This is a genomic window from Paraburkholderia fungorum (assembly GCF_003610895.1).
GTDB classification, from domain to species: Bacteria; Pseudomonadota; Gammaproteobacteria; order Burkholderiales; family Burkholderiaceae; genus Paraburkholderia; species Paraburkholderia fungorum_B.
On the sequence record NZ_MCAS01000020.1, the window covers coordinates 86,554 to 101,959 of the forward strand.

16 protein-coding genes are annotated in these 15,406 nt (G+C 61.0%); 6 read left to right on the plus strand and 10 right to left on the minus strand.

What is annotated here, in order from left to right:
• The first annotated feature begins 114 nt into the window (after positions 1 to 114).
• Positions 115 to 828: a response regulator gene (locus BCY88_RS19820; protein WP_120345896.1), complete on the plus strand. Its 714-nt coding sequence runs from the start codon at positions 115 to 117 to the stop codon at positions 826 to 828.
• Positions 825 to 2,183 (plus strand): ATP-binding protein, encoded by a 1,359-nt coding sequence (locus BCY88_RS19825; protein WP_120345897.1) that lies wholly within the window; start codon positions 825 to 827, stop codon positions 2,181 to 2,183. The genes BCY88_RS19820 and BCY88_RS19825 overlap by 4 nt, the downstream gene beginning before the upstream one ends.
• Positions 2,184 to 2,193: 10 nt before the next feature.
• Here the strand turns inward: BCY88_RS19825 and BCY88_RS19830 are convergent, their stop codons facing one another.
• The 6 genes from BCY88_RS19830 to BCY88_RS19855 all read right to left on the minus strand — a co-directional run bounded on the left by BCY88_RS19830 (position 2,194) and on the right by BCY88_RS19855 (position 6,666).
• Complete coding sequence (locus BCY88_RS19830) at positions 2,194 to 2,460, minus strand: hypothetical protein (RefSeq protein ID WP_120345898.1); 267 nt, start codon at positions 2,458 to 2,460, stop codon at positions 2,194 to 2,196.
• Positions 2,461 to 2,641: 181 nt separating this feature from the next.
• The gene (locus BCY88_RS19835; RefSeq protein ID WP_259461458.1) at positions 2,642 to 2,962 is read right to left on the minus strand and encodes a DUF1634 domain-containing protein; all 321 of its coding nucleotides are present in this window, start codon (positions 2,960 to 2,962) and stop codon (positions 2,642 to 2,644) included.
• Positions 2,959 to 3,846, minus strand: a complete 888-nt coding sequence (locus BCY88_RS19840; protein WP_259461459.1) for a sulfite exporter TauE/SafE family protein — start codon at positions 3,844 to 3,846, stop codon at positions 2,959 to 2,961. The genes BCY88_RS19835 and BCY88_RS19840 overlap by 4 nt, the downstream gene beginning before the upstream one ends.
• Positions 3,843 to 4,589, minus strand: coding sequence for a GntR family transcriptional regulator (locus BCY88_RS19845; protein WP_120345899.1), 747 nt, complete (start codon positions 4,587 to 4,589; stop codon positions 3,843 to 3,845). Before BCY88_RS19845 ends, BCY88_RS19840 begins: the two co-directional genes overlap by 4 nt.
• A 115-nt stretch (positions 4,590 to 4,704) precedes the next feature.
• The gene (locus BCY88_RS19850; protein ID WP_183081404.1) at positions 4,705 to 5,601 is read right to left on the minus strand and encodes a DMT family transporter; all 897 of its coding nucleotides are present in this window, start codon (positions 5,599 to 5,601) and stop codon (positions 4,705 to 4,707) included.
• Positions 5,602 to 5,610: 9 nt separating this feature from the next.
• Positions 5,611 to 6,666: a hypothetical protein gene (locus tag BCY88_RS19855; protein ID WP_120345901.1), complete on the minus strand. Its 1,056-nt coding sequence runs from the start codon at positions 6,664 to 6,666 to the stop codon at positions 5,611 to 5,613.
• A gap of 325 nt (positions 6,667 to 6,991) precedes the next feature.
• Here BCY88_RS19855 and BCY88_RS19860 point away from each other — a divergent pair, with 325 nt between their 5' ends.
• Complete coding sequence (locus tag BCY88_RS19860) at positions 6,992 to 7,522, plus strand: MarR family winged helix-turn-helix transcriptional regulator (protein ID WP_120345902.1); 531 nt, start codon at positions 6,992 to 6,994, stop codon at positions 7,520 to 7,522.
• 184 nt (positions 7,523 to 7,706) lie between these two features.
• Here the strand turns inward: BCY88_RS19860 and BCY88_RS19865 are convergent, their stop codons facing one another.
• The gene (locus BCY88_RS19865) at positions 7,707 to 8,834 is read right to left on the minus strand and encodes an aminotransferase class V-fold PLP-dependent enzyme (protein WP_120345903.1); all 1,128 of its coding nucleotides are present in this window, start codon (positions 8,832 to 8,834) and stop codon (positions 7,707 to 7,709) included.
• A 309-nt stretch (positions 8,835 to 9,143) separates the two neighbouring features.
• Here BCY88_RS19865 and BCY88_RS19870 point away from each other — a divergent pair, with 309 nt between their 5' ends.
• Genes BCY88_RS19870 through BCY88_RS19880 form a run of 3 tightly spaced genes read left to right on the plus strand, consistent with a single transcriptional unit; the run spans position 9,144 to position 10,876 of the window.
• Complete coding sequence (locus BCY88_RS19870; RefSeq protein WP_120345928.1) at positions 9,144 to 9,419, plus strand: metal/formaldehyde-sensitive transcriptional repressor; 276 nt, start codon at positions 9,144 to 9,146, stop codon at positions 9,417 to 9,419.
• An 8-nt stretch (positions 9,420 to 9,427) separates the two neighbouring features.
• Positions 9,428 to 10,705 carry a CDF family Co(II)/Ni(II) efflux transporter DmeF gene (gene dmeF / locus BCY88_RS19875; RefSeq protein WP_120345904.1) on the plus strand — a complete coding sequence of 426 codons (1,278 nt, stop codon included), beginning with the start codon at positions 9,428 to 9,430 and terminating at the stop codon, positions 10,703 to 10,705.
• 3 nt (positions 10,706 to 10,708) lie between these two features.
• Positions 10,709 to 10,876 (plus strand): DUF1289 domain-containing protein, encoded by a 168-nt coding sequence (locus tag BCY88_RS19880; RefSeq protein WP_120345905.1) that lies wholly within the window; start codon positions 10,709 to 10,711, stop codon positions 10,874 to 10,876.
• Between the two features lie 58 nt (positions 10,877 to 10,934).
• Here the strand turns inward: BCY88_RS19880 and BCY88_RS19885 are convergent, their stop codons facing one another.
• The 3 genes from BCY88_RS19885 to BCY88_RS19895 all read right to left on the minus strand — a co-directional run bounded on the left by BCY88_RS19885 (position 10,935) and on the right by BCY88_RS19895 (position 15,103).
• Complete coding sequence (locus BCY88_RS19885) at positions 10,935 to 11,411, minus strand: GNAT family N-acetyltransferase (protein WP_120345906.1); 477 nt, start codon at positions 11,409 to 11,411, stop codon at positions 10,935 to 10,937.
• Positions 11,412 to 11,522: 111 nt separating this feature from the next.
• The gene (locus BCY88_RS19890; RefSeq protein ID WP_120345907.1) at positions 11,523 to 12,443 is read right to left on the minus strand and encodes a DUF72 domain-containing protein; all 921 of its coding nucleotides are present in this window, start codon (positions 12,441 to 12,443) and stop codon (positions 11,523 to 11,525) included.
• A gap of 35 nt (positions 12,444 to 12,478) precedes the next feature.
• A complete protein-coding gene (locus BCY88_RS19895) occupies positions 12,479 to 15,103 on the minus strand; it encodes a response regulator (RefSeq protein WP_120345908.1) in 2,625 nt (874 codons plus the stop codon).
• Positions 15,104 to 15,406 lie beyond the last annotated feature (303 nt).

A 15,406-nucleotide genomic window follows, 5' to 3' on the forward strand; every position in this document is an offset into this window, starting at 1 on the left:
GCAGGATCGTAGGATGGCTGTTTATCCTGTCGTTCCAGGTGCGGGTGCAGCGCGAGGCCAAACGGCTCGCGGCGCGCCATGCACCGCCCGACGTCTGAACCGAGGAGCTTTCGTATGGAACGCCCCGCCAGAATTATCGTGCTCGACGACGAAGCCGAACTGCGCAACATGCTGCAGCGTTTCCTGCGCGGCCACGGTTTCGACGTGCGCGTCGCGGAAGACGGCAAGCGCCTCGACCGTTATCTGGAGCGCGAGCCGTTCGACCTGCTGGTGCTCGATCTGATGATCGGCGAAGAAGACGGCCTTGCCATCTGCGCACGTTTGCGCGAGCAGGGGCAAACGCTGCCGATCCTGATGCTGACTGCCAAGGGCGATCCGCTCGACAGGGTGGCGGGCCTCGAAATCGGCGCCGACGACTATCTCGCCAAACCATTCCTGCCGCGCGAACTGGTAGCGCGAATCAATGCGCTGCTGCGCCGCCAGAAGATCGCCTCGGGCGATGTCACCGTGACTTCGCAGAGCGTGCGTTTCGGCGATTTCAGTCTCGATGTCGGCAAGCAGGAGCTCTCACGCACGGGAGCATTGCTGGAGATTCATTCGGCGCAGATGTTGCTGCTGGTTGCGCTGGCTTCTTCGCCGAACCGGCCCGTGAGCCGTGACAATCTGCTGGCGCGCGCCCGTGGTCGTGATCACGACGCGCTCGATCGAAGTATTGACGTCCAGGTGCTGCGGCTGCGGCAGATCATCGAGGAAGACCCGTCGAAACCGCGTTTCATCAAGACCGTGTGGGGCGTCGGCTACATGCTGGTCGCGGACGTCGACTCATGACGCGCGCGTGGCTGCAGCGGGCGCTGCCAAGAACGCTACTGGCGCGCAATATCGCCTTGCTGATCGTGCTGGTGATGCTAAGCCAGGTGTGTTCGCTCGGCGTTCTGCTGCACTATGTGCAGCGGCCTCGCGTCGAGCGTGCGGGCGCGGTGTTTGCCACCTATGTGACGACGCTCGATGGCCTGCTTCAGGCCACGCCGCCGAACGCGCGCGCCGAATTGACCGCGCGCCTCGATGCTCGCGCGCAGTTACCCGCGGAAGCCACCGTTGAACCGGCACCCAGTTTATTGCGTGCCTATCGCAGTTATCAGCGCAACGTGTTTCTCGGCAGCTTGCGCGCGCACCTGCCTGCCGATATGCCTGCGCTCTGGCAATCCGAAGGTGGCCAGCGCCTGTGGATTCGCATGCATGCGCCGGCCGATGCGCCGCACGCGCCGTACTGGATCGCGCTGCCGATTCCGGAGGACGCGCAGGGCGCCGGACTCGACGCCGCGATCCTGTTGTCGCTCGGCCTGGGCGCGCTGGCGGCATTGACCGGCTACGTGATCCAGCGCCACCTCAACCAGCCGCTGCGGCAGTTGACGCGCGCGGCGCGGCGCGTGAGCGCCGGTGAAACGCCTGCGCCACTGCCAACCGACGGTCCGACCGAGATCGCGGAGGTCAGCAGTGCATTCAATCAGATGACGCATGCGTTGCAGCAGGCCGAGGCGACGCGCGCGTTGATGCTGGCGGGCATCTCACACGACATCCGCACGCCGCTCACCAAGCTGCGGCTCGCGATGGCCATGGCGATGCCGGACGGCAGCGACAGCAGCTTTGTGGTGGCCGCCGAGTCTTATCTGGACCAGATCGAGACGATCTTGCAGCAATTCATGGATTACGCGGGCAGTGGCGAGCGCGAAGCCGCCGAGCCGGGCGATCTCAATGCGTTGATCGAAAGGCTTGCCGGCGATTTCGCGGGGCTCGGCCACGAGTTTGCACTCTCGCTCGCGGTGTTGCCCGCCATCGCGTATCGGCCGATCAGCATGATGCGGCTCCTGATGAACCTGATGCAGAACGCGATCGTCTATGGCGGCAGCGGACTCGCCGTGCGAAGTTGGGCCACGGGCGAAGCCGTGTATGTGGCGGTTGGCGATCGCGGCAAAGGGCTATCCGCAGAAGAGCTGGAGCAACTGAAGGCGCCGTTTCAGCGTGGCCACAATGCTCGTGCGCATAGTGGCGGCACCGGCTTGGGGCTGGCGATCGTCGAGCGGATCGCGCGGCTGCACCACGGCGGTTTGCAGTTTCATGCGCGTGAGGGTGGTGGGCTGGAGGTGTGGGTGGTGTTGCCGCTGGTGTTCTCGCTCACGCCCTAGTCGAGCCCGCTCATTTCCTGTCCAGCCACGCGTCCAGTCCCACCCGGAAGGCCACGCCCGCGATAACCGGCACGGTCAGCATCAGAATGATGCCGAAGTTGGGAATCTCGTCGCCGTAGGTAATCGGACCGTAGAGTACGACCGTCGCCACGATCGCGAAGACCACCACGCCGACCGCAACCATCAGCAGGTTGCGCGACACAATGGACAGATCCTTGCGCTTTGCCTTGTCCGGCTTGGTGCTGGCGGTGGGAACTTCGTCGTGTTGGGCGGGCATGATGGTTCTCGTGGCTGGAAGAAATGCCGCGCAAGACGCGGCTGCAACTACAAATCGAAACGCAATGACAAGGTGCGGCAAGAAAGCGTAATGACAGCGCGTAATGACACCGCGCGGCGCTGATTCTCACACTAACCGGCGCGCGTTCGCATCATACCCAGGGTCGTTCGTGCCGAGCAGATCAGGCAGCGCCGGCCAGCAAGCCCGCCGCGACGATCAGCAGCACGAGCGCAGCAATCGCGCCAAACCGGTAGTCGCGTTGATGCAGGAACATCCCTAACATCAATATAAGCCGCATTACCGGCAACAGGATAAAAAGCGCGATGCCGGCGGTTACAACAGGCATGCCGGGCAGGGCACTGCCGGGGGGGCTTGCGCGCTGGCTCAGAAGGCTAATTGCAAGGCCGGTCGCAATGATGCCGCTTGCCGCCCATGTGCCGTAATGCAGGAGCTTCGCGAGCCAGTGTTCGAGCCGTCCCGCGGTGGATACGATGCGGTTCATGCCGCCGCTCCGCCGAGGTGGACACCGAATGCTTCGAGCAGCATCTGCACGGCGAGCACCGTAAGCACTACGACAAAGAGCACGCGCAGCTTGTCGCCCGATACGCGCGTGAGAACGCGCGCACCGAGCACCGCGCCGACGACCGAACCCAAGGCCACCGGGCCCGCGATTGCCGCCACGATCTCGCCGCGCAGGAAGTAAGCACCGGCACTGGCCGTCGCCGTCACGCCGATCATGAAATTGGAGGTGGCGGACGAGACTTTGATCGGCAAGCGCAGCGCCGTATCCATTGCCGGAATCTTGAGAACGCCGCTGCCGATGCCGAGCAACGCCGAAATCAGACCCGCACCGACCATCAGGGCCAAGCCCAGGGGCACGCGTTGCACGCGATAGTCGACGTCGCGCCCGAGCGCACGATCCGGGTAGCTCGAATCCAGCCGCAACGAAGCGCCCCACGAGGATGCGTGCGGCGCGTGAGCGGCCAGGCTCGCGATCGGATCGGCGCGCCGTGCGAGCATTTGCTGGGCTGAGAGCAGTAGAACGACGGCGAAAATGAAAAACAGCACGGGCACCGGAATGAGTCCGCTCAGCAGCACGCCGGACAATGCACCCAGCGTGGTGGCGGTTTCCAGAACCACGGCGAGCCGGATATTGGTCAGGCGGGCGCGCAGGAAGGGCGCGGCGCCCCCGCATGAACAGGCGATCACCGAAACGATGCTGGCGCCAATGGCGACGTGAATGTCGAGGTGACCGAACATGGTCAGGATGGGGACGATAAAAATGCCGCTCGCCATGCCGAGCATGCCGCCCAGTGCGCTTGCGCCAAGCGACACCGCGAAGAGCCACAGGATGTAGCCCAGATCCGCCGCATGCACGCCGGTCACGGGCGGTTCGGCTTGCGCCGGGCGAGACGGGTGACGAACTGGATCTGATCGCCGCGGTAATACAGCTTTTCATAGTCGACCGGACGATTTTCGCCGTCATACGAGGTTCGCTCGATCAGGAAAATCGGGCTGCCAGCGTCGACCTCGAGCGCCCGCGCAACGGCTTCATTCGCGGCGATTGCTTCGAGCCGGTATTCGGCCTCGATCAGCGCGATGCCGTACTTCTCCTCGAGCAGCGTAAAGATCGGTTCCGCCTCGAGATCGTTCTCGACGATCTTTTCGCCGATGTCTTGCGGCAGCCAGGTTTCGTCGAACGAAAGCGGCGTGCCGTCGGCGATGCGTACGCGCTGAATGTGGACGACAGGCGTACCCGGTTCGAGCGCCAGCCTTGCCGCTACGGCCTCGCTCGCGTTTTCGATCTGTCTGGCCAGCAGGCGCGCGCTCGGATGGCGTCCGTGCGCACGCATATCCTCGACAAAGCCGCTCAGTTCGGTGAGCGGCTGGGTGAGGCGGGGCTGGGTGACGAAGGTGCCTTTGCCGCGGCGGATTTCAATCAGGCCGCGCGTAATCAGGTTCTGCACCGTCTTTTGCAGCGTGGTGCGGCTGATGTTGAAACTTGCCAGCAGGCTCGCTTCATTGGGTAGCTGTGTACCGGGTGGATACGTGCCGTCTGCGATCCGTGCGGCGAGTACCGCTTCGACCTGGGCGTAAAGAGGGAGTTGGCTGCTTCGGTCTGTGTTCATATGAGACATCATGACGTCATGATGTCTTGGTGTCAAGGCGTGATTTTCGGGCTCAAGTGAGGGGCGGCGAGGTTAGGAAGTGGGGATTCCACCCATGGGTAATCTGGTAAGGCGCCTAAAAGCTTGCGGCTGATCGAGGTTCCGTCGTCGACTGCCGTGTGATAAAAATCGATGACAGAAGGATCATTACAAAACCCACAATGTTCTGGCTGTTGATCGTTTCCGAAAGAAACAGCACCGAAAGGGAAACGCCGAAAATTGGCGTCAGGCAAAGCAGAATGGCTGACAGACTGGTGGGAATATATTTCATACCCCACAGGTAGAAATAGAACGATAGCCCGTAAGCCAGTGCCCCGGACGACACGGCGTAGACGTTGAACTGATTGGCATGCAGCGAAAACTGACCGCGCAACATCAGATAGCCGATCACCAGAACGATGCAGAAACTCAGTTGCCAGAACAGAAGCGACTCCGCGCTGTTCTCGCCGCCCACCACACGGGACGATAGCGTGACGTAAGCTGCCGCAAAGAGCGTACCGAGCAGAACGAGGTAATCGCCCGAATCGATCGATATGCCTGTCAGGATGCTCTCTTTCGTGGTCACGAGGATCGCACCGATAGTCGACAGGCAACCCCACATGAGCGTGCGGGATGAAACCTTGCCTCGAAAGAAGACGAACGACAGACCGATGATCATCAACCCTTCCATCGACTGGAGGATCGTCGCGTTGATTGCACTCGTTCGGGCAAGGCCGAGCAGGACGAGGTAAAACGCGATTCCGGGCTCCAGTATTCCCAGCCAGCCATGCTTCCACTCCCGAACCGAGAGCTTGCCTCCTGTCAGCGTCAAAATGAGGATGCAGGCCCAGGCAGAAATAAGTTGGACAACAAACAGGCTGTTCTCGTCCACAGTGTTCAGGCTGCGTTTGCTCAACACCATCCCACCGCCCCAGCAAAGCGTCGCGAGGATAGTGAGCAGAACTCCTTTACGTTCGTCCGAATGCGATTTCATTTGCATACCTCAATAGATCAGATTGGGTGAGTTGACGGCACGTATCGGCGGAAACGGATTGAAGTAGATAGCCTCGTCATCGACCGGGTAACCATGGAACATGCCAAAGTCAATCGATCCGAGTTGATACTGGCGTGCGGTGAAATACTCGATCGTCAACCACTTCCAGTCTTCAACAGAAGGGTCGCCCATGGTGGTTGGCACTTCAGTCAGTCGGCGTGGAATCAGGATGTCCGTGTGATATCGCGCCGAGTAGTTTGCGATCGAGAAATTTTCAGGCACTGTGCTCGGGCGCTCGCCGAACGGGCAGGTGTTTTTCGGATCGATGTTGTGCCAACTGGTCAGTGCCGGATTGTTGACTCCGATTCCACCGTTGCCGATCGACTGCCATGCAAACTTGCGGATGTTGGCCACAGCATCTTCGACATCCTTGAACTGCCCCTGCCTGACCATGTTGTTCGCATAGTGGCCAACAGCGTTGATCGAAATGACTGCGCCACCAGGAATCCTTCGATCATGATTGGACGTCAGGTGTGCCGTAGTGTGGAAGAGGTTAATACCGGCCTTGAACAGGTACAGCTTCTCGTCAAGCTTGAGCGGAGAAGCTTCCGTATAGATGACGTCGGGCTGTATCGGCCCGAATTCGTGAAAAATCAGATCCGAGAATCGGGTGAAAATCTCCAGCAGGTGGCTGGATGGCGGGACGCGGCTAAGTTTCTCTACATTCAGAAAATAAAGCACAGCGTCGCTCTCTCCGCACGCGCACTGGTCTTTCCAGTCGCGACGACATTGCCTGAGATATCGCTGGAGGTGTGAGTCGCCCCGTGCGACATCCTGCTCGTCGATGACGAATACAGAAATCTGGATGCCTCGCTTTCCGGACGAACCCAGGCGGCCGAGGATACAAGGCTGGAATTTTTTCGCCCAGTTGAACAGGATTGCTCTCTTTTCGGTCTTGTCGCGCGTTGAAAAGAGCAGTGCATTCGTTTCGTCGATATCCGCCCCGTACGATGCCTCCTTCGAATCGTGGCAAGGCGCCGCGTCTATCAGTTCGAATAGTTGCATGATTTTCCTCGTTGTAGACCGTCAGGCAACAGGTGCCCGCGCCGCGGCTGTGGCGGCGTCCCGGAAATGCGGCAGGAATCGAAACGGAAGCTAGACAGGGCGAAGCGGTGCCCAGCGGAGCGGGCCGCTGCGCAAGAAATGACTGGACCACGGCGCAATGGTCGATATTGTCAGGAGAGCATCCATCTTGATCCACTCCATGTCGGCATCCAGACTACGCGGAGCCCGCATGAACCCGCTTGCCTTCAGGCAAGTCCGGATAACAGGGAGGTTGATGCGGTGAATATATCTGTGTACGATACATACATACAATAGCGGGCTTCGTATGGAAAAGCAACGACTCGACAATCTCCTTGGTGCGCTTTCGCTAGCGATGATGGACCGGATTCGCGACGCTGTTTCAACGGAAACGGGATTGCATGAAACAACGGTCTTCGCGCTGACCCTGTTGAGCCAGCGGCCCGCTATTACGATCGACACGCTCGCGCGGCTGCTGGGCCTTGCGCATTCCACTGTCGTGCGGCTTGTGGAGCGTCTTGCCGAGGACGGATATATCGAGCGGCATTCAGGAACCGACAGGCGGGCTGTCTTCCTGTCGCTTGCACCAGCCGGACGAGCTATCGTGAACGTGGCGCTTTCTGCACGCCAGACAGCCATCAGCAAGCTCACTGATCAGTTTCCCGAACGGGCGCAAACGAAGCTGATCGCTATGTGCGAGCAGCTTCTGTCCCTCATGTCCACTGATGCGACGACTGCGATCCGCAATTGCCGTCTTTGTGACGAAACCGTATGCGATCTGGATCGATGCCCAGTAGAGCATCAGTATCGCCACCACATTGGCTCCGCGGCGGATTAGCCGGTTACGTTGTATTTGGATAGCTGAGTTGCGGATAGCGGGCATTCATCGGCACTATCCCGGCTCGCACGAGCGACCGTTAGCGCCGAAGCGTGCGCATAGCTATACCGGCAGTTTCCGGAGCACCCCTGCCGATGCAGCCGCGAGGACCACAAGCCGTGCACACATGCTCCGGAAATGCGCTCTAAAGGATACGGTCCAACGCCTTGGTAAGCCTCGCGACCGCGCCTTCGACGTCATGCAGTTTGTCGAGACCAAATAGTCCGATGCGGAAAGTCTTGAAGTCTTCAGGCTCGTCGCATTGAAGAGGAACGCCCGGCGCGATCTGCAAGCCGGCATCAGCAAACTTCTTGCCGGATCGAATGCCGTCATCGTCGGTATAGCTGACCACGACACCCGGGGCCTGAAAACCTTCGGCCGCCACGCTTCTGAAACCCCTGGCGCTCAGCAGTGAGCGAACGCGCGCACCGAGTTCGAGCTGCTCCGCTTTCACCTTCTCGAAGCCATATGCCTCGGTTTCCTTCATGACGTCGCGCAGCGTCGCGAGACTGTCCGTCGGCATCGTGGCGTGGTACGCGAATCCACCGTTCTCGTAGGCTTCCATAACCTGCAGCCACTTGCGAAGATCGCAAGCGAAACTGGTGCTGGTCGTGGCGTCGATTCTTTCGCGGGCGAGCGGGCTGAGCATGACCAGTGCACAGCAGGGCGATGCGCTCCATCCTTTTTGCGGCGCGCTGATCAGCACGTCAACACCGCTCGCCTTCATGTCGACCCAGACCGTGCCGGAGGCGATGCAATCCAGTACAAACATGCCGCCGACGGCATGAACCGCGTCGGCCACCGCGCGCAAATAGGCATCGGGCAGCATCATCCCGGACGCGGTTTCGACATGCGGCGCAAAGACCAGATCCGGCTTGTTTTCCCTGATCGCAGCGACCACTTCTTCAATCGGCGGCGGTGCATAGGCGGCCTGCCTTCCTTGTTCGACCGGACGCGCCTTCAACACAATCGATTCAGACGGGATGCCGCCCATATCGAAAATCTGCGACCAGCGGAAACTGAACCAGCCATTGCGGATGACCAGGCACTTCCGGTTCGTCGCGAACTGCCGGGCGACGGCTTCCATGCCGAAAGTCCCGCTGCCCGGGACGATAACGGCCGACTGCGCGTTATAGACTTTTTTCAGGGCGCCGGAAATATCCCGTACGACTCCCTGAAAAAGTTGCGACATATGGTTGATGGATCGGTCGGTGTAAACGACTGAATATTCGAGGAGTCCCTCGCGGTCGACATCGGGAAGTAAGCCTGGCACGTTTGTCTCCGGTTATAGATGAATATGAGGATCGAAAACAGATTCTAACGAAAGCCACCTGCACGGGCACCGGCATCGGCCGGGACGCCCCCGTTACCCATCCGGCACGTTTCGGCGCGGATCAGCCGTCGAATGATGCTGGTCTGGAATGCCCTATGGGCAACCGCCAAACGGCACGATTGCGAACCGTGAACCCACAGTCTACGGCACACATTCGATTCGTCGCACGAAAGTATTCAACATACCCCCACCCCCTATGCTAGACTCGCGTCTATTGCATACCCCATGGGGCTATTTGGAGGTCGCACAGTGAGTCACACAATCCATGAAAAACAGCGGCTCCTCAACAGGGTCCGCCGCATCAAGGGGCAGGTCGAAGCCATCGAACGGGCGCTCGAGGAAGAGCACGGCTGTTCGGACGTGCTGCAGCGGATCACGAGTTGTCGCGGAGCGATGAACGGTCTGCTTGCGGTCGTGCTGGAAGACCACATCAGGGACCACCTTGTCGACGCGGAAAACGGTGAGGAAGGTGGTGTCAGCGCGACGGAACAACTCATTGAAGTTGTCCACAGCTATTTCAAGTAGAGTCAAAAATGAGCGATTTCAAAGACGCCGCATTCGGCGCAGGACATGACCACATTTTTCTGGGTGTTGGTCACGAAAAGAACGAGCGCAAGACGTGGGCCGTGATTGCATTGTGCAGCGCGATGATGCTGATTGAAATCGTCGGCGGCAGTATGTTCGGCTCGCTGGCGCTCGTCGCCGACGGTCTGCATATGTCCACGCATGCCGGCGCGATGCTGATTGCCGCGCTTGCGTACACCTACGCACGCAAGCACGCCAGCGACTCCCGCTTCGTGTTCGGTACCGGCAAACTCGGTGACCTCGCAGGGTTCACGAGCGCCATCGTGCTCGCGATGATTGCCGTGCTAATCGGCTACGAGGCGGTGTCGCGCTTTCTGTCGCCGGTACCCATTCATTTCGGTGAAGCCATTCCTATCGCCGTGGTTGGCTTGCTTGTGAACCTGGCAAGCGTGTGGCTGCTGAGCGGCGGCGGTCATGGACACAGCCACGGTCATAGCCACGGACACGGTCATGGTCATGATGACCACGCTCACGAAGAGGAAGTGCAGAAGATTTTCGCCCCATCCGGCGTGTTTGCCGTTTCCATCTTCGAGGACGGTGTGCCACCCGTTTTCCGCATTACGCCGGCGACGCAGGCTTCACGACTGGATGCTTCGGCGGTTTCCGTTACGACGGTGCGGCCCGATGGGACAGAGCAGACATTCGCGCTGGCGGACCGTGGCGGCTATCTGGAGTCGGTGGAAGACATTCCCGAGCCGCACGCCTTCAAGGCCATCGTGCGGATGCCGGACGGCGCGCACGAAGTCGAGTTCGAAGAACATGAACACCACGACGACGCACATGAAGCGGCGACCCGCGACCATAACATCCGGTCCGCCTATATGCACGTCATGGCGGATGCGGCGGTTTCCGTGCTGGCGATCATTGGCCTCGTATTGGCGCGCGCATTTGGCTGGCTCTGGATGGACCCGCTCGCCGGTGTGATCGGCGCATTGGTGATTGCAAACTGGTCGTACGGCCTGATGCGTGACACGAGCGCGATCCTGCTCGACATGAGCCCCGACCGGCGCATGGCGGAGAACGTGCGTCACGCTATCGAAGACCGCGGCGACAAGGTTGTTGACCTGCATGTATGGCGGGTGGGTCCCGGTCACATGAGTGCCGTGGTGTCAGTGGCAACAGACGAAACCCAGCGAGACTCGCGCTTCTATCATGGGGTGCTCGGGCGCTTCAAGGGACTGTCGCACGTCACCGTTGAGGTCCAACCGTCGCACGCGGTGGCCTGACACATGGCAGTCAAGTCACCGTGCATCAACGTGTGCACCTTCGATGGCAAGACCAAACTGTGCGTTGGATGTTTTCGTACCCTCGATGAAATTCGAGGGTGGAAGAAGATGACCGATCATCGGCGCCATCAGGTGATTAACGACCGGGCGAGGCGGCAGGCCAGGTTGTAGCCGTCTCAGCGGCGTCTGAATGTCTGGCCCGCGGCACGGCTGAATGGCCCCTGGTTCGTTAACCTACGGGATCACCGTGCCGCGTCAGCCGGTAAAGAACATCGGGACATTGCTCCTCGTTATTGCTTCCGTCACTGTATTCAACTGCGACGAACCCATGATGTTCGTAGAAAGCGGCTGCAGAGGTGTTCATCTGGAATGTGTACAGTTGCAGGTCCCCGTTGATCTGCGCTTTAACGGATTCCAGAAGGAGTGTGCCGATTCCACGGCGTTTGAAACGAGGGCAAATGTACAGTTGATCAAGCCAGCCGATGCCTTCGGAAACCGAGTGAGACGCCATTCCAACGATAGTACCGTCGTCCACGGCTACGGTGACGTTGCCAGATGGAATGAGTACGTTTGCGAGCCAATCGCGCACCGATGCATCGGAGTGAATTATTGGCGCGTAGGACGCCAACTCGTTGCGCGATCGCAGGTACATTCCTGCAAGTTCCTCAGCGTCGCTCAATTCCGCGCGACGTAGAATCAAAGGCATAAGCGCCTCGTTGAAAGATGTCGATCAGGCCACGAATGGTAACGGCAAAAAAGAAGTATCGCGAGCGTGACGTCAGCGTGCCGTTGATCGTTTTCCCGCGCCCGCCACGCCCTACGCCAACGTAGCGCTTCCGCCGAGAATGCTCATCAGCGAACGCGCATTGCGTTGCCCCTGGTCTTCGAAGCAGTTGTTGAAGATCACGTGCGTCCGGCCTGCCCGTGTCGCGATTGCGCGGATCGACGGCGCCAGTTCGCTCAGTTCGGCGTCGCTATAGTCGTAGTTGAAGCGATCGGCCGCGCTCGCCGTACCCGTCGCGCCCCACGTCTGCGTATTGCGGCCATGCAAACGTACCATCGCGAGTTGAGGATGCGTCGCTTCCCACACGGTGTGCACGCGGTTCGTCACATCCGGCGGCGCGTCGACGATCACATGGACGAGGCTATGCTCGCGCAGGAAGTCCAGCGTCCATTGCGCGTGCTGATCGTCGAACCAGGATTGATTGCGGAATTCGGCGGCTATCAAGTAGTCTGCCATGCGCGCCCGGCAGGCTTCGACGAGCGCGAGACCGTCCGGTGAGCGCGTGATCCACGGCGCGAACTGGAACAGCACGGCGCCGAGACGGCCGCTTGCGCGCAGCGGTTCGAGCGCGTCCAGATAACGCCGCCAGAGCTCGTCGATGATCTCGGCGGGGAGTTCGGCGTAGTAGACGTTCTTCTTGCGCGAGCCGGTGGTACCGGCCGGCAGCGCCATCGCAATGTCTTTGGGCAGTACGTCGGGCGAAGTCTGGTGGCCGGTAAAGAGGCGAAACGCCTTGAAGTTGAATGTGAATCCTGCCGGCGTGCGCTCGCTCCACATCTGCGAATGCGCGGGCGACGGCATTGCATAGTAGGCCGAATCGACTTCAACGAGCGGAAACTGCGACGCGTAGAAACGCAGCCGCGCTTCCGCACTGCTGCTGCCACGTGGGTAAAAACGCTTACAGGCGATCAGCGTCTTGTCGGTCCAGCCAGCGGTTCCGCATTGAATGTCCATTGGCGGCCTCGTGTGCTTGCGTGAAAGACGCTTCGCTAGGAAGCCGCCTCGGTATGATCGAGCCACTCCGCGAGTTCGTAGCGCAACTGCGAGATATCGAGCGGCTTGCCGAGCAGCCGCGCGCCCGGAATGGCTTCGCCGATCTCGGCGTTCTTGCCGTAGCCAGAGAGCACCAGCACGCGGATGTCCGGCTGTTGACTGAGCACCGCGCGAGCCAGGTTGTCGCCGGACATGCCGGGCAATGTCAGGTCGGTGAGCAGGACGTCGAAGCGTTGGGCGGGTACCAGCGGCAGCGCTTCTTCGGCGCTGGCGGCCGCAGTGCAGTCCAGTCCCAGTGCACCGAGCAGTTCGCAGAGCGCTTCGCGCGAATCGGTGTCGTCTTCGACCAGCAGCACGCGAGCCGACGTGCCGGGTTGACGTGCCTGCGCGTGCATGCTTTCGCGTGGGTCGGACGCTTCAGATGCTGCGCCTGCGTGGGCCGGATCGTAGCCCGCGCGCGGCACGCAAGCGGAGATATGTCTATCGCTCACACTGGCTATGCCGGCGCTCAGTACGCTGCGCACCTTGCGCGCGAGATCGTCGCGCCGGTACGGCTTGGAGAGCAGCGTGATGCCGGCGTCGAGCTTGCCGTGGTGGACGATTTCGTCGCGCGTGTAGCCCGATGTAAAAAGTGTCGGCACCGTGGGCGAGCGCGCTGCCGCACGCTGCGCCAGCTCGACGCTTTTCACCACGCCGGGCATCACGACATCGGTAAACAACAGATCGATTGGCACGTCGCTATCGATGAAATCGAGCGCCGCATCCCCACTGGAGGCAGTCAGCACCTTGTAGCCGAGTTGCGCGAGCATTTCGACGGCGGTCAGGCGGACATCCGCATCGTCCTCGACCACCAGAATCGTTTCGCGGCCGCCCACCGGCGCCGCGGTCTGATCGGCGGTTTCGGCTGTTTCCGGCTCGCAGCAGCGCGGAAAATACAGCGAGACGGTGGTGCCGCGCCCCACCTGGCTGTCGATCAACGTATGGCCGCCGCTTTGCCTGACGAAGCCGAACACCATGCTCAAGCCGAGGCCGGTGCCATGGCCGTCGGGCTTGGTGGTGAAGAACGGTTCAAACACGTGCTCGAGGATTTCGGGCTTCATGCCGATACCGGTGTCGGTCACCGAGAACACCACGTACTCGCCAGGCGAGAGCTCCGGCTTGCCACGGCAAAACTGGACGTCCAGCACGCGGTTGGTCGCCTGTACGGTGAGCGTGCCGTCTGCCTGCATGGCGTCGCGCGCATTGATCACAAGATTGAGCAGGGCGTTTTCGAGCTGGTTGCGATCGACCTGCACATGCCAGAGGTCGTCGCTCAACACCGTCTCGATCTTGACGGTCTCGCCGAGCGCGCGGTGCAGCATCTCGCTCATGCCGGAAAGCAGGCGGCGTGGGTTCAGCACGATAGGCGAGAGCGGCTGGCGCCTCGCGAAGGCAAGCAGATGCGCGGCGAGTTTCGCGCCGCGTTTGACGGCATCGGTCGCGGCCGACAAACGCCGCAACGTGGCCGGATTGCCGTCGGTATCGGCGGCGAGCATCTGCAGATTGCCGTTGATCACTTGCAGCACGTTGTTGAAGTCGTGCGCGACACCGCCTGTCAGGCTGCCGATCGCTTCCATCTTCTGGGCCTGGCGCAACTGCTCTTCGGCGAGCGCCCGTGCGGAGACTTCATCGGCAACGCGTTGTTCGAGCGTTTCGGTCAACTGACGCAGCGATTGCTCGGCGATCTTGCGTTCGTGAATGTCGATCAGCACGCCGGGAAAGCGCGTCGGCTCCCCCTCGTCGTCGAACTCGCACTGGCCGTTCGCCTGCACCCACATATAGTCGCCATCGGCGCGGCGAATCCGGTACTCGGCACGAAACGGCTGGCCGGTGCGTATCGCTTCGGCAGTCAGGCGATCGTTGAGCGGCTGGTCGTCGGGATGGATCACCTGCGTTGCGGCCTGGCGCTCGACTCCTTTCGCGGCTTCTTCCAATGGAAACGAAAAGGTGCGCGCGAAGCGCTCGTCGCCGGTGACGGTGCCGGTGCCGGTGCGCAGATCGAGCACCCAGGTGCCGAGTACGGCGCCGGTATTGAGCGCGAGCTGCAAGCGTTCGTTGGTTTCGTGCAGTTCCGCCTCGGCGCGTTGGCGCCAGCGTTCGGTCAGTATGCGGGTAGTGGTTTCGACGACCATCGCGAGCACGCCCGCAGGGGCGCCGCTGTCGTCGGCGACCGGACTGTAGTACAGGTCCATCCAGACGTCTTCGGGTTTCCCGTCGCGCAGCAGAACCAGTTCCTTGTCGCGATACGACAGGGTGCCGCCGGCCAGACAGGTCTCCATGACGTGATGGTTGAACTCGGCGACCTCCGGCCAGCCGCGTTCGACCGGACAACCGAGCAGATACGGATGCCGTCCGCCTGCGAAGATCGCGTAGGCGTCGTTGTAGATCATGTAGCCTGGTTTGCCCCACAGAAGCACGAGGGGCACGGGCGAAGCGAGCAGCATTTGAACGACGGCAGTGAGACTGCGCGGCCATTCTTCCATCGGGCCGAGGCTGGTCGCGCGCCAGTCGAATTCGCTGATGCGCCGCGCCATTTCCCCGTTCCAGCCGGGGCAGCCGTGGTCTTGTGCCGGAAAGGGCATTGCTGCGCTCCACAGAGTTCACGTCAATGAGTGTGTTCCCACTCTGCCGACGCGCATGGCGCGTGAATGCCCAGCAAACGGTGGGGTGAATCTTCTGCCGTGCGCCGCGGGCGCGAAGCGGCCACGCGGCAGCAATAATTGTAGGCGACAACGTCCGGTTGGTGACGGGGTCGAGCGTGCTTTATGGGGCTGCCCGAACAATGCGGGCGAAGGGCAGGGTCACGCGTGGCAACCTTTACTTGGGCTACCCGGAAAGCGTGGTGCAAAGCGGAAAGAAGGGCGCGCGACGCGATGTGGCGCGAG